The sequence below is a fragment of the Paenibacillus sp. CAU 1782 genome (genome assembly GCF_054551715.1).
On the sequence record NZ_JBTOLL010000006.1, the window covers coordinates 56451 to 71925 of the forward strand.

Below are 15475 nucleotides of genomic sequence, written 5' to 3' on the forward strand. Positions count from 1 at the left end.
TTAACCAGGCCTATTTATTGGGGCATTACAAACCGCTTCTCCTCGCCGTTCCTTCTTAAAGTCAGCACCGGGTTGCCTTCTTCGTCCTTCAAAATTCCCCAATGGGAAGGCTCCAGAGCCTTGTCCCCGGTATGAGGCTTGATCACCGTTGCAAACCAGGTCCCTTCCGATGAAGTCGTCAACCCCTGAACGACCTTGAGCGGAGTCATGGTCAATTGATGCACCGACTCCCAGCTATCCTCCACATCCAGTTCCATGCCGCGGGGACCAAACAAAAGAAGCTCGCAGCCTTGCAGCAGCGGAGACTGATCCGCCCCTGCCTCCAGGCCGCTTCCGTCCGCATAGTAGCAGGCAGCTTGCGGGCATCCGGTCCCCGCCGAGCCTTCGCCCGACGGTCTCTCGTCCACGCCGAAGCTGTCGCCAACTCCTAACCCTGGCGAACCATCCACACCTAGCTCCAGCGGCTTGATTACCCAGTCCAGCAGTCTGGCATGCAGTCTGTGCTGATAGACATGCTCCGCTCCGGCTTCCGCCGCAAGGCGGTCAAGGATGACCCATTCCCCGCTGTCCAGGAACCAGACGGCCCGCCGGTGCTTCACTCCGCGCAGCGCGTAGCCGTCATGCTCCGCGCAGATCAAACCTTGCTCCGGCTCCCAACGGATAAGGTTAACGGAGGCTTCAGGCGTGCCCCAACGCTGCGTGCGCACATATGGCGTCTGGTCCTGTCCGTCGACAAGAACGGTATTGTGAGCAGCGGTGCTTTTGAAATAACGCCGCCACGGATTTTCCATGTACGTGTACGTTCCGGGATCAACAAACAGCGCTTCGCCAAACGCACACAGCTCGAAGGACAAAGCATCGGCATGTCCATGCGGACCGCCCAGCGCGGCTGCGTCGAAAATCATCTGCTGGCCGCCTCCGCCAAGGCCGTAATAACCTGCATGCGGGAATGAAAACGGCAGCTCCACAAGCGGACCGCCCGAGATCGCCTCGGCTCCTTCCGCCGCGACCAGATCATTAATGGCCTCCGGCCCCACCGTCCACATCTGTTCGTGAAGCTGATCGTGCAGCAGCAGCTCGGGACGTTTGTAATACAAAGCCGCGGCATTGAGATCCGGCGGCTGATTGGCGAATGAATCCGCGAACGGAGCCATGCTGCCGTCTTGTCTTTTCATAGAATAAGCAAACCGGGCCATTCCGGCCAATATTCCTTCATAACGCTCCGAAAAAGCCAATCCGCGTTTCTTCAGCATTACCGCGCAATCGACGAACAGCTCCAGAGACACCATATGATAATGGGGCGTCAATTCCGCGTGCACGCCATCTGGCAGCACCTGCACGGCAATACATTCCTCCAGCCGCTGAACGGCCGTTTTGGTCCATTCGCCGCTCTCCTCCCAGGAAGCAAAGGTTAACGCAGCGCTGAGCAGACCGATCATATGCATGATGGAATGGTTGATTTCGATGCTGGCTTTGTAGTCGGCGAGGAAGTGGGCATGCTCCTTGACCGATGCAAGAAAACGCGACCTCCCTTCCTCCCTCCAGCTAGCCGATCCATCGAAGAAATGATAGGCATAAGTCCATTGGCGAAGGCGAAGGCCTACCTCCAGAAGACGCCAGGGACCCGGCCTTTGGAAATAGGTCAACTCCTCGGCAGGCAGGCCATGGGGGCAAGGCTGCGTTTCAATCCAGCCCAGGATATGCTCCAGCGCCCTGGCGGCGTATTTCTCATCTCCGGTACAGGCATAGGCGATGCCAAGGGAGCGAAGATGCTTGAAGCGGTTGATTCCCCAAGTAAATTCCTTGTCTCCCGTTGGGTTGTGCAGCCAATTGATCGGCGTGCCCAGATCGATATTCATATTTTTCCATACGATTTCTCCGCCTTGGCACCAACGATCCGCCTCATTTATGGCTTTCCTTGTTTGCGAAGGAAAAGTCTTGGCGAAGTCCGCCCCCCATGCCTCTCTCTGTCCGGGTTCAAAAAACAAGTAGTTTGCCACTGCCCCCATCCTCTCCCTCTCCGGTTTGCTTATAGCAGCAGAAGCTGCCCCAAGGGGACAGCCTCCTGACTAGACATTATAATTGGTAATCCCTGTTGCTTATTTGCCCAATGTGCCTTGCAGATTTTTGGCGCTGAACGAAGGATCGGCTTTAATATCCGTCAAGCCTTCGGAACGAGCGGCAGTAAGCGCCTTGCCATAACGGCTGTTCAAATCGGAGATAACGGCTTCAATATCCTGATTTCCGGTCAAAATATACTCCGTAAACAGATCAGCTGCTTTCTTTCCTTCCAGCTTGGTTTCTGTAATGGAAAGAGGGGTTGCCGGATAGATGCCGTCGTATTGAGTCGGCAGGAATCCGTCGATTCCTTTCAGCTCCGGTTTGCCGGCTTTTTCGTTAACGAATGGCAGTACCGATAAACCAAGACCTTTTTCTTGATAGTCTACACGCAGATCCTCGCTGTACAGATATTCAACAAACTTGGCTGCCGCTTCTTTATTTGCAGACTTATCGCTGATGCCTACATAACCCGTTGCATTAACCCAGGTTACGCCGTCAATCACGCCGTCTTTTGTTGGTACAGGCGCAGTCGACCAGTTAATGTCGGTCGGGAACTGCGAGGAATATACCGCAGGCTCGCCGGAGTGGTTCACATACATACCAATTTTACCTTGGGCGAATTGCGCGCGCAATGGATCGATATCCAGGGACTCGGCTCCGGGCAGCAAGCTGCCGTCTACTTTAATTTGACGAAGCGCTTCGCTAATGTCGCGGTACATGCCAAAGTCGAATTCTCCCGTTTGGAAGTTGAATCCTTCATGGCTTGTTTCCGAATCAAGCGTGCCGCTGGCAAAAGCCGGGCGAGTGAAGCCTGAGCCGGATTTGAAATTGCTTGCAAAGCCGTAAATGCCTTCAGCCTTGCCTTGTTCCGTAATTTTCTTAGCTGCGTCTACCATTTCATCCAACGTTTTCGGAGGTTCGGAATATCCCGCTTTCTCCATCAAATCCACGTTGTAGAGCAAGCGCCAGAACTGACCGGTATTGGGTAGCGTATACACTTTACCGTTCAGTTTGTAAACGTTATCAACCAGCAAGCCGTCAAACTTCGCCATCAGTTCGTCGCTAAGCAAACCGTCAAGCTGAGTCAGGTAGCCTTTATTAACATAAGTTTGGAAATCGTAAATTTTCAGCACGTCGGGAGCCTGGTTGCTCGCAAACGCTACTTCTACTGCCTGATTGTAGTTATCGGCCATTACTTTCATTTCGACTTCGATATTATCTGTATTGGTCGCATTATATTCATCCACTTTTTTCTGCATATAATCCATATCGTGCCGGTCCGCTGTCCAATAAGCGATTTTTGTTTTTGCAGTCGAACCCGCGCTTTCCTCAGGCGCCGGATCGGATCCCTTATTTGTGGAGCAAGCCGCCAGTGTAAGCGCAGTCACCAGCAAGCAACAGATCAGAAACGAGCTACGTGCAAGCATTCTTTTTTTCATCTGTCTAACCTCCCTTTGTTTGACAAGCGTGGGCCTCTCGGCAGCCCGCAGCATTCTCGCGAGAGCATCGGTCAAGCCCTTCTTGCTGACCTCATTGTAGCATCGAACCCCTCGTGCCCATGAAGGACAAAGTTACGATTTAGGGAGGGCAAAATCACTCTGATTCTCCCTGAGGTGAGGATTGCCCGTATTTGCCGCGGAATTCCGTCGGCGTTAATCCGGTATGCTTTTTGAACAGCTCGGTAAAATAAGGCCGGTCCTTATAGCCCAGCTCGAACGTAATATCCTGCACCTGCATGCCCTCCAGCAGCAGTTCCTTCGCCTTGTCCATGCGGGCTGATGTGACGTATTGCATAAAGGTCATGCCGGTCTCCTTTTTGAACAGGTTGGAGAAATAACTGGGGCTGAGATGCACGGCTCCCGCGCATTCCTGAACGGTCAAGTCGCTGCCAAGCCGCGAGGCGATATAGCTCAGAGACTGGTGAATCAACTGCCCTACGCTGCTTTTTTGCCGCGTTTGCACCCATTCGCAGCCCGTTAATCCAATCTTCTTCACATCCTGAATCAGGTCCGAAGTGGAGGAATACCTTCCTTTTTTGATGCCGCTTAGCCGCTCATCCAGCCACAACCTTTGTTTGTCGTCCGCTTTTTCGGCTACGACACGATAGATGGAAAACGCCAAGCCATAGAACAGATTGGTCATGACATCCGGGTCCGGGGGAGCCGGGTAACGCAGGCATTCTTCAAAAATGCTGTCCAGCAGCTTTTCAACGCCTTCTCGGTTTCCCGACCGAAGGCAATAAAGGAGCTCCACTTCCTTTTCCGGCGAATATTGGGGAGTAATATGGGACTGGCTGACGATGTCGCTGTAAGGAATAATACATCCGCTGCCGGAGTAAAATTGATAGCTGATCGCCGTTTTCGCCTGCTCGTATGACAACGGAATGTCGCCGATATCGCACACTGGCCCGCCTACTCCAATCGATAGCTCCCGCTTGGCGTATTGCCTTACATTGCATCGGAGATCCTCCGCAAGCGTCAACACCTCTTTTTCATCCTTCAGGTTGAGCAAGACCACAAACTGCCCCAGATGCTCTCTGAAAATAATGCCTTTTGTGCTCTTGCGGAACGTCTCCTCCATAATGTTTTGCACCGCAAACCGGGTTATCTCCACCTCTCGCACGGATAAACGGGCATTTTCATCCATCAGGCCGTCAATCTGCGCGATCATGGCGACAAAGCCGCTTTTCTCCATATCAATAGCAAGAAAATCCCACTTTTCGCTGGCACGCTCCGGCAGCTCGCCATGACGTATGAGTAAACGGAAATATTCCTGTCTCAAATAAGGCAAGCTTTCCCTCACCTTGCGCTCCAGCTCCATTCGGTCCGTACGCTCCATTTGCTCCGCCTCGATCTGCGATTTTGCCCGCAGCACAACCTCCAGAATTTGAGCGGAGGTAAACGGCTTGACCAAATAATCAAACGCCCCAAGCCGAACCGATTCCTGGGCAAAAGCAAAATCGGAATATCCGCTGAAAAAAATCACTTTGGCCTCGGGCTCGCTTCCTTCACGCAATTCGCGGATCATGTCAATGCCGCTCCGGTTTGGCATGCGGATATCCGTCATAATAATATGGGGCTTGCGTTCCTTGATCAGCTCCAGTCCTTCCTGCCCGTTTCCGGCCGTGCCCACTATTTCGATGCCGTGCTGTGACCAGGGAATCTTTTTTAACAGACCGTCGATTACCGCTTTTACATCATCAATTATGCACATTCGGATTGCGCTCATTCCTGAATCACCTCATGAATGGGAATAGTGAGTCTGACGGTTGTTGCTGCGCCGGGTTCGCTTTGCAGCAGAGTGGCGGCTCTGTCCCCGTAATACAATTTGAGCCGCGACCTGACATTTGCCAGCGCATAGCTGGTCCGCTGTTCGGGGGGACCGTTCAAAATCCGCTCCACCTGCGCGGCGTCCATGCCCGTCCCGTTATCGGTTACGGCAAGCACCAGCATGCCGTCGACCTCCATGGCTTCAACCGTAATATGTCCCTGATGCGGCAGCTCCTGAAAACCGTGAAGGATGGAGTTTTCAACCAGAGGCTGCAGCAAAATTTTGAGAACGGGATAGGACAGCAGCTTGTCCTCGGTTGACTTGATTTCATAGTGGAACAAATCGGGATAACACATCGCCTGAAGCTTCAAATATTGCTCCACATGCTCAAGCTCCTGCCGCAGCGTCGTTATTTCCTTGCCGTTGTTCAGCCCCAGCCGGAACAGAAGCGACAGCGATACAATCATTTCGCCAACGGCCTGACTCTCCTCCATCTCGCTTTTCCAATAAATCGTATTGAGCGTATTGTACAGGAAGTGAGGATCTATTTGCGCTTGAAGCGCCTTGATCTCCGATTTGCGTTTGTCTTGCTCCGAAACTTTGACCTCCTCCAGCAGCTCCTGAATTTGCTCCAGCATTCGGTTGAACTTATGTCCCACCTGACTGATTTCATCTTCAAAAGCGCTTTCGAAACGGACATCCAGCTTGTTCCGCTCTACCTTCATCATCAGATTGCGAAGCTTGAACAGCGGCTTGAGCAGCAGCTCCGACAGCATGCTGGACATAACAAGCGCCAGCAGGACGCATGCGCCCATAATGGTAAGAATCGTCCAGCGCATCCGGCTAACCGGCTCCAGCAGCTCGGACTTGGACTGGTAGCCAAGCACAACCCAGTCCGGGTTCATGCCAAGCGCAGCGTAGTTGACAAGATAGGGCTTGCCATCAGCGTTTCGGTATTCAAAATTGCCCCGGCTTTCATCGCCGGCTTGGTCAAAAATGCGGGAAGTGTCGCTGGCAGGATTGCTCACAGATGACAATACCCCTTGCCCTTTACGGTCAAGGACAACCTGATGGATGCTGGTTTCGCTCATCGTGGACATAATCAGCTTCTCCAGATATTCCTCGCGAATATTCACAATGACATAGGTTGATGAAACCGGATTATCAAACAGCGGCTTAATAATAAGCGTTACCACGGGATTGCCTCTGCGAAACAATTCTTCCTTGTGGCCGGGTACCCATAGCATGCTCCAAGGAGTATTCATGGAATCGATTTTTTCATATAAAAGCGTATCCTTAAAGTCTTGTCCGCTTCGGGAGTTCTCCGTGGGATAAAACTCTCCGATTGGCGTGTACAGCAGCACTGTATCGATTGACTGCTCCGCCACCATGAGCTGGGCAAAGGAGGTCTGCATTTGCGAAAGATGATAATAATAATTTTTTCCGTTATTTCCCTGAACGTCCTTGAGCGTTCGCTGAAAAGGTTCGCCCATCATTAGCGTTGACACAAGCACCACGATATTTTTTAACCGTTCATCCAGCACTTGCGCCGTTTTGTTCAGCGTCTCCTGGCTTGTCTTGGTCGCCTGCGATTCCATTTCATGAGAAAAAAACACGGAAACATAAGTTCCCGTGGCGGATATGCAAACAACTGTTAATAAAACAAACGATACCCAGAGCCGCTGTTTTAGCGACATTTTCAGAAAAAAACGTTTCATCCGTTCATCGCCTCTATATGTGGATTGATCAACCCTTGACGGCGCCTACGTTCACCTGCATGAAGGAGCGGTTCGCGAACAGATATACGATCAAAAGCGGCAGGATGGAGATACAAGCGCCGGCCAGCATCAGCTGGTTTTCCACCGCAGCGCCGGCTCCATACCGCAAGCTTGCCAAACCAACAGGCAGCGTCTGCATTTCGGGACGGGTCAGCGAGAACACAAGCGGCAAAATGTATTCATTCCAGGCTCCTCTGAAGGTAAACAATGCCACAACAGCCAGCGCAGGCCTTAACAGCGGCAGAATAATGCGCCAGAAGATGGAGTAGAAATTGCAGCCGTCAATCAGCGCAGCCTCGTCAAGCTCCTTGGGAATGCCCCGGAAAAAGCCGATGACCATAAAGAAGGCGGTTGCGTGCGCACTGATGAGAATGATTATGACACCCCATAATGATTTCTGCAATCCGATGGAAACCATCAAATCAAATTGCGGGCGAAGCACCACCGCTCCGATGGAAATAAACAGGGTAAACGATTGCAGTAAAATGTAAATCTTTTTCCCTTTGAAGGCAACCCTGTCCACCGCATAAGCGGCCATGGCCGCCACGAGCAACGTGCCAACTGTAACAAACACCGAGACAAACACGCTGTTGAAGGTAAATGAAGAAAAATCAGCCTGCGTCCATGCCGTAAAATAGTTTTTAAATTCCCACTTGGAGGGCAAGAAAGTTGCCCCCGTCGTAAGCTCCAGATTTGTTTTTAACGATCCCAGCAACGCAATAACGATCGGAAACAGCATCAGTGCGGAAGTCGACAGCAGCAGCAGCCAAACCGGTACGCGGAGAAGGAATTTGCGAATGGACATGATGGTTTCCCCCTTAATAAATGTTGTTGAGCTTTTTGGACATCCAGAAGTACATCCATGTAATCAGGCCCACGATAACGGCCGTTGTAAAGCCGACCGCGCTTCCGTAACCAACATTTTGTACGGTAGCTCCGGATGTTGTAAGCGGGAAAAACATCTTGTACAGGTACAGATACATAACCTCTGTTTTGCCGAACGGTCCGCCTTCTGTAAGTACCATGATGCTTTCATAGCCTTTCAGGGAAACCGTAATCGCCAGCATAACAATCATCTGAAGCACTGGCCCCAGCATCGGAATCGTAATGTACCAAAGCCGTTGAGCGGGATTTACGCCGTCAAGCGATGCCGCTTCGTAGATATCCTCGGGAATGCTTTGCAATCCGGCGAGAAACAATAACATATAGTTGCCAACCGCTCCCCACACCGCGATAATGATGGTGGTGAACATCGCCATCCCTGCTCCCAGCCAGTCAATCGGAGCAGAAACGATGCCGAGCTTGATCAAATATTGATTGATAACGCCGTTATACGAGTTGAATACGATATAAAATACGATAGACATAACCGATGCGCTAAAAATGGTTGGCAGGAAGAATATCGCCCTGAATACATGTCTGCCGCGCAGTTTCCGATTGAGGATAACCGCTAGAATGAGCGATAGGGGCAGTGTTAATATCAGTTTGCCACCGGCATAGACGAATGTATTCCCCACAGAATGCCAAAACTCCGTATCCCTTGCCACGCGGGCAAAGTTGTCGAGTCCGATAAACCGGGGCGTGCCGTAGCCTTGATAATCGAAAAACATATATCGAAGCGCCCAAACGATGGGATACAGGCCTAGCGCCACGGTCAGAAAAAAGCTGGGAAAGCTAAACAAATAAGCTCCGAGTTTACTTCTATGCATGCCCTCATCTCCCCTTAATATGCTTGTTCGAAAAGTTCGCTTTTCAGTACCGAGAAGATGGTTGCGTAATGGAAAGCGGACTTTTTGAACAACCCCTTAATGTCGTGTCTTCATTGTAAAGGAGAGCGTCTCATGGACGGGACGGGACAATTCATGATGCAGGGGGGATAAAACAACTATTGTTGCGGCTGTACCGATTCAGGTCCATTTTTGGGGCTGTCCGAAAAGTCTGTAAAGGTATTGTGGGACAAGGAAATTCCGATTGCCGATTCGGCTTGTATACGGTAAGCGGCGTCTTTGTGAAGTGCCTGAACCGGGAAGCTAGCCCCACGCTCCGGAGATTCCGTATGCTACAGACATTCCGTACGTTACGGACATGCATGACCGTTACAGCCTTGTTTTGATAGAATGTCCATTTTTAATGGTCATCCATGACCGTAAAAGCTCATTTTCATCCCTAAAACGCGGCTTTTGAGCGTCTAATGGACACGGGCGACCGTTAGCTTTAGCCAATGCATCCTTTTGGGGTCATAGCGGTCATCGGTGACCGCTAGCCGGGCAAAAGGCAGCTGTCGTTCTCCATCTTGACAAAAGGGGATTCGTTCTATGAATCGTTACACTTGACTTTTCGGGTAACCCCTACATCCAGACATTTATGACACGCCCTAGTTGCTTTCTTCTGCCAAACCCTTATAATGATGAATAATATCTGCGAACGGGACAGTAGTTTGCCGCAGGCGTTGCCAAGCGAGCCGGGAGGGTGGGAGCCGGTCAACCAGCGACAAAGGAAGAGGACCCGGGAGATGACTTTCCGAAATAGCCGCGATTGCATTCATGCATCGTGATCATGCCTATGCATAGTAATTATGCCTATGCGCAGTGATCATGACCATGCTCGGCAATCTTGCTCGCCACAGCGCAGCTGCACGTAGGTTGGTCCGGCATTGCGCCGTTACCGCACAGAGCGATTCCGAGGCTATTGGCCCCGGAATAATTAGAGTGGCACCGCGGGTTCAGCCCCGTCTCTTTGACTAGAGACGGGGCTTTTTTGCGTGCGGATTGCAGTCTACACGTTCGGACCAATTCGCCCCGCACGGATTAGCTTTTGTGTGTCGGATTTACTTTTTCGTGTTGTACAACGCCATATTCCATATAGGAGGTTATAGTATGATCAGAGAACAAATCGCCGAGGCGCTGGAAGGGAAACTACCGCTGTCGCGGGCCGAAATCGCCAAGCTGCTGGAATATCCGCCAAACCCGGAAATGGGCGACGCCGCACTCCCTTGCTTTACGCTGGCCAAAACAATGAGACAAAGCCCGCAGCAAATCGCCATGAACCTGGCGGGAGAATTGGCTCATCCAGAGTGGATCGCCGAAGCGGCGGGGCCTTACCTCAACTTCCGTCTGAAACGCCAGAACTACGCTTCCGCTTTGCTGGAGCAGATCGAAAGCAGCTCTTTTGGCAAACCGGATATCGGCAAGGGCGAACGTGTCATCATCGACATGTCCTCTCCCAATATCGCCAAGCCGTTTGGCATCGGACATCTACGGTCCACGATGATCGGCAACGCCTTGTATCGTATCTTGAAGGAAACGGGCCACGAAACGATCAGCGTCAACCACCTGGGCGACTGGGGAACCCAATTTGGCAAAATGATTACGGCCTGGCTGCGCTGGGGCGGAAATCCTCTAAACACAAACGGAGCCGTGGATGAAGCTCCCTCCACCATCAAAAAATATCTGGAGCTGTACGTCCGGTTTCACGATGAGGTGGAAAACACGCCGGAACTGGAAGAAGAGGCGCGGGAATGGTTCAAACGGCTGGAGCAAGGAGACGACACAGCCCATAGCCTTTGGCTCGGATTTGTCGACGAAAGCCTGAAGGAGTTCCGCAAGCTATACAATAGACTCGACGTTTCGTTCGACCACTATCTTGGCGAAAGCTTTTATAATGACAAGATGGAGCCCGTGCTGGATCAACTGAAGGAAAAAGGACTGCTTCAGGAAAGCGACGGCGCGATGGTTGTAGGGTTAGAGGAATTCGGCATGCCGCCGTGCATTATGGTTAAATCCAACGGCACATCCATCTATGCAACGCGCGATCTTGCAACTGCCCTGTACCGCCGCAACGAGATGAAAGCAGATACGCTGCTTTATGTGGTTGGCGGCGAGCAGGCGCTGCATTTTAAGCAGGTTTTTCACGTATTGGGCAAAATGGGATTTGAATGGAGCAGCCAGTGCAAGCATATTCCGTTTGGCTTGATGCGCATGGAGGGGCAAAAAATGTCCACCCGCAGGGGCAAGGTACTGTTTCTTGAGGATGTACTCAACGAAGCCGTCGACCGCGCCAAAGAGCTGATCCAGAGCAAAAGCCCGAATCTGGTTAATCCGGATGCCGTTGCAGAAGCGATTGGCGTAGGTGCCGTCGTGTTTGGCGATCTGAAAAATACACGCACGCTGGACGTGGACTATTCCTTGCAAGAGGTGCTCAACTTCGATGGCGAAACAGGGCCATATTTGCAATACACGTATGCCCGGACGGCAAGCATTGTCAGAAAAGCCGGAAATGCCGCCATGACGGGCACAGTAGACTTAACGTCCGTGACAACTGCCGATGATGCTCTGATAAACAAAGGGGCTACCGCTTCCACTCTTGCATCCATGAACAACGGTGCAGCAGCTGCCAATCACGCAACGACGTCCGCTACCACTGCCGACTACAGCCTGATGGACAATGATCATGTCTGGGATTTGGCGGTTACGCTGGGCAAATACGAGGAAGCGCTGATCCAGGCCGCATCCCGTTACGAACCCTCCGTGCTGGCTCGTTATTTGCTGGATCTTGCCCAATCCTTCAACCGCTTTTACCACCATATCAAGGTGCTTTCGGGAACCGAAGGTGAACAAGCGTCCAAAATAAAGCTGGTTCGCGCCGTTGGCCAGACATTGGGCCGGGGACTAAACCTGCTTGGCTTAAAAACGCCAGAGGAAATTTGATTTATTTTGAAACATTTGTCATTCATGCATCGTCCATCCAATAGAGCGAAAAATGGATAGGGGTGTGACGATTGATGAAGCTTTTCTCTAGGCAAAACTGGGGGCTGAAATTTGTAGCAGGCGGCGCCATTCTAGCCTTATTGGCAACCTCAGGCTGCAGCATGACCGGGACAACAATTAAAGATGAAAAGTCCGGCAATACCGGACAATCCCGCAATGCCATTTCTAAAAATGACGCTGCCGGCGTTAAAGGTTCCGAAAATAATGCTTCTGGAACGGATACCGTAGACGCAGTTGTACCAGCGGAGAGTCCGGTCATTGAAGCTGCTGCGCTGTTGGATCAGCTTCAAGCCATAGTTAAGGAAGCTGATTCTGCGGCTTCTATCCTTGATTTTATAAGCGGGCATATCCAGGACGCTGACCACAAAACAGCCGACGCCATGCTTCGCGAGCTCCAGACCTACTACGGGCACAACCTGGAGGAAACTCGCACCCGTTATCATGAGAAGCTGCCCTATTGGGGGATGGAGCATTACCAATTGCAATGGCCTGTCGATGAGGAAGCAGCGGCTGGGATACCGGATGAGGATGCTCGAGCATTTATTTTGCAGCTATCCATGGATGGATACAAGCTCGGACTAGCGGGAGGAACTTACCAGCCGTTGATTGATTATAGCCATCAGCAGCAGTTCGGGGGATGGCTTTCAGATGGGATGAACCAATATATCGAAATTAAATGGAAAGAGGCCGAAAAACCGTATGCAAAAGATGGCGGCCTCCTGATTGCATGGGATGAATTGGCAGAACGCGCTTTACGGGCCGAGTCGTTTCTTCAGCGGTATTCTGATACTCCTGAAGTGAGCAGTGTGCGAGAGCTGTTTGACATGTATGTGAATACGTATCTGGGAAATGCCAATACGCCAAATACCCCGCTCTATGACCAAGCCACATTAAAACTGAACGCCGAAGTAAAAAAAAGTTATGGGAAAACAATGAAGGATTTTCCCGATTCCGTTACCGCAAAGTTGATCTCCGGATTGCTCGAGATTCTTGCCTCGACAAAGGAGCAATTGATGGTCAAAGACGAATCCGGAGTAAATGTCCCCATGCCTGCCGTCAAAACATTCTATGACAGCATTCCTTCCGAGACCAGCCGTCTACTGCCAACGTCTTAAGTGGAGTTGAATGGGGGAAGCGCGGCTGCCGGCTATCCACGCGGCTCCACGCCGCCGCTTCACCCCTGCTGCTGTTCCGATTCAATGGAATCGGAGTCGTCGTCCATTGGCTCCAGCAGCCCTTTGTCCAGGCACATGGCGATAGACAATGATTTTACCGGTTTGTCGCCAAACCGGATATGGATGCTGTCTTCGCCGATTTCTTCTATCACGCCGCGTCCAAACACGCGGTGACGGACACCTGCGCCGGCAATCAGGCCGGAGCGGACGGTGATGGCGTCCGGGTTAACCGGGGCTACTCCATCCTCCGCTTCCGCCGCGCGGGCTGCGGCGGAAGCGTATTTGACGCCTTTGGGCGAAGCGGCATCCGATAAAGCGGATGCTCCGACCAGTCCTCTTTTGCCCCCGTGTCGATCGGTTCCGAATTGCATTCCTGCAGAGACACGCTCCGGCTCAACGATAGTCCGCACCGCTTCCATAAAGGGAGAAGGCGCTGTCCGCTCTCCGTCCTTGCTGGAGTAGGCGATCAGCTCCAAATGATGGCGAGCCCGGGTCATGCCGACATAAAACAGGCGAACCGCCTCTTCCATAAGCGGCTGGCTGCCGTCAGGGCCGCGCTTGCCGTCCTCCGCGCCAGGAATAATGCCGTCAATCAGGTCCACCATATAGACCTTATCGAATTCGAGGCCTTTGGAGCTGTGGAAGGTGGATAACGTCACGGCATTTTGGCCGCGCCGGCCTTTTGCCGTTTTCAACAGCTGCTCCAGATAACTAAGGCGGGCCGCAAAATCAGCCAGCGTCTCCAGACCCTCCGCAATATCCTCCAAGCTGTTCAGGATGCCAATCAAATAATCTTTACGGAAGCCAAGCCGCTCGCACATGCCCTCCAGCGCCTTCTCATATCCCAGACGGTCGCGGATGACTCTAATGGCGTGAAGCGGCGGCATCTCATTTATTTCCTTAAAGGTATCCTTGCACTCCATCAGCAGCTTTTCCTGATAATCCTTAAGCGTCACGAAACGAACCAGATTGTCGAAGACGGATTCGTTATTGTTGATTTCCTTTAATACCGCCATCTGGTGTTTGGAGATGTAGCCCTTGAATTTGAGATGGATGCGCTCCAGCAAATCCGGCCTTTTGTCCGTGTAGGACATACGCATGAAGTTCAGCACATCCTCGACCACCCAGTGGGAGAAAAAACGATTATCCGCATCCTTCATATAAAAAGGAATACCCGCGCGGTCCAGCTCGTTCATCAGCATAATGGAGGAAGACTGGTTGCGGAACAGCACGGCCGCCTCCGACAGCTTCGTTTCCTTCTGCAATTCCTTTGCCAAATATTTGGCCTGCTTGCGATAGCTGGCGAGCTGCTTAAAGACGATGGGATCTCCATCGCTATTTTGCGTAAACATCTCTTTGGGATAACGGTTCAGGTTGCGTTTGATAAACGCGTTGGCCGGACTCACGATGGAACGGGATGACCGGTAATTCTGCTCCATATACAGAATTAATGCATCGGGATAAACATCCCTGAAGTGGAGCAAATAAGCCGGCTCAGCCCCCCGCCAGCTGTAGATGGATTGATCGTCGTCAGCCACGACGCACAAATTGCGATGGCCGCGCGCCAGCTTTTCAATAATGCGGTGCTGCACCAGCGAGGTATCCTGGCTTTCATCGGTCAGCACATAATCATAACGCCTCTGGTAACGGCGAAGCATCTCCGCATTATGCTCCAAAGCGTCATTTGCGATCGTCAGCATATCGTCAAAATCCAGCATCGGCTCTCTGGGATTACGGTTTTTGTATTCCTCATAAAGCAATGCGACGGTCTCCGCATGAGGCACCCGGCAATTGCCCGTCGACCATTTGTCCCGAGGGAGCAGCTTGTTTTTGATGTAGCTGATAAACGTCGACAGCTCCTCCAATTGATCGTCGGCAAGCTTTTCCCTTGCCGTCTCCTGGAACAAGGAGCGAAGAATCATCGCTTTGTTCGCGGGGTTTCCGTTTGCGTCAAAGCTTTGCCCCCCGCTTTCACTCCCTTCAATAATCCGGAAGCCCTTCCCTTCGGCCCGCAACTGCTCTCTTGCCACCTCGAACGCCAAACTATGAATCGTCGAAAAATCCACCATAGGCAGCGCCGGAAAAAAGCGGCGAAAACGCTCCTTCATATCCTGCGCGGCCGCGCGGCTGAACGTCACTGCCTTGATTCGCTCCGCCGCCGCGCCTTTTCCTTCTATTAAATACCCGATTCGCATAATCAGGGTTGTCGTTTTGCCGGAGCCGGGGGAAGCAAGCAGCAGCAAAGGACCGTCCGTTGCTTCCACGGCTTGCTGCTGCACCGGATTCAATTCCACGCCCAGCTCCGACTTTTTACGATCCAAAAATGTCTGTAAAGCCTTCATGCCTTCCCCTTTCATCCTTCTGACCGTATACCTTACAGTACCAAGCACTCCTTACAGTGCCTAGACTTACCGAGCCTAATCTG

The 15475-nt window shown here is 51.9% G+C and carries 9 protein-coding genes; 2 read left to right on the forward strand and 7 right to left on the reverse strand.

From position 1 onward, the window contains the following. Window positions 1–14: 14 nt before the first annotated feature. The 6 genes from ACX93W_RS15115 to ACX93W_RS15140 all read right to left on the reverse strand — a co-directional run bounded on the left by ACX93W_RS15115 (window position 15) and on the right by ACX93W_RS15140 (window position 8818). Complete coding sequence (locus tag ACX93W_RS15115) at window positions 15–2009, reverse strand: heparinase II/III family protein (RefSeq protein WP_459393208.1); 1995 nt, start codon at window positions 2007–2009, stop codon at window positions 15–17. Window positions 2010–2099: 90 nt separating this feature from the next. Further along, on the reverse strand, window positions 2100–3500 hold the full coding sequence (locus ACX93W_RS15120; protein ID WP_459393209.1) for an ABC transporter substrate-binding protein: 1401 nt from the start codon (window positions 3498–3500) through the stop codon (window positions 2100–2102). Between the two features lie 154 nt (window positions 3501–3654). Beyond that, window positions 3655–5289, reverse strand: coding sequence for a response regulator transcription factor (locus tag ACX93W_RS15125; RefSeq protein WP_459393210.1), 1635 nt, complete (start codon window positions 5287–5289; stop codon window positions 3655–3657). Continuing rightward, on the reverse strand, window positions 5286–7049 hold the full coding sequence (locus tag ACX93W_RS15130) for a sensor histidine kinase (RefSeq protein WP_459393211.1): 1764 nt from the start codon (window positions 7047–7049) through the stop codon (window positions 5286–5288). The genes ACX93W_RS15125 and ACX93W_RS15130 overlap by 4 nt, the downstream gene beginning before the upstream one ends. Window positions 7050–7077: 28 nt before the next feature. Then, window positions 7078–7914: a carbohydrate ABC transporter permease gene (locus ACX93W_RS15135; protein WP_459393212.1), complete on the reverse strand. Its 837-nt coding sequence runs from the start codon at window positions 7912–7914 to the stop codon at window positions 7078–7080. 13 nt (window positions 7915–7927) lie between these two features. Beyond that, on the reverse strand, window positions 7928–8818 hold the full coding sequence (locus tag ACX93W_RS15140) for a carbohydrate ABC transporter permease (RefSeq protein ID WP_459393213.1): 891 nt from the start codon (window positions 8816–8818) through the stop codon (window positions 7928–7930). A 1167-nt stretch (window positions 8819–9985) separates the two neighbouring features. Here ACX93W_RS15140 and argS point away from each other — a divergent pair. Together argS and ACX93W_RS15150 are read left to right on the forward strand one after the other, a co-directional pair. Then, complete coding sequence (argS, locus tag ACX93W_RS15145; protein ID WP_459393214.1) at window positions 9986–11815, forward strand: arginine--tRNA ligase; 1830 nt, start codon at window positions 9986–9988, stop codon at window positions 11813–11815. Between the two features lie 74 nt (window positions 11816–11889). Next, on the forward strand, window positions 11890–12990 hold the full coding sequence (locus ACX93W_RS15150; RefSeq protein WP_459393215.1) for a hypothetical protein: 1101 nt from the start codon (window positions 11890–11892) through the stop codon (window positions 12988–12990). A gap of 59 nt (window positions 12991–13049) precedes the next feature. Here the strand turns inward: ACX93W_RS15150 and ACX93W_RS15155 are convergent, their stop codons facing one another. Then, window positions 13050–15392 carry an ATP-dependent helicase gene (locus tag ACX93W_RS15155; protein ID WP_459393216.1) on the reverse strand — a complete coding sequence of 781 codons (2343 nt, stop codon included), beginning with the start codon at window positions 15390–15392 and terminating at the stop codon, window positions 13050–13052. Window positions 15393–15475: the final 83 nt, after the last annotated feature.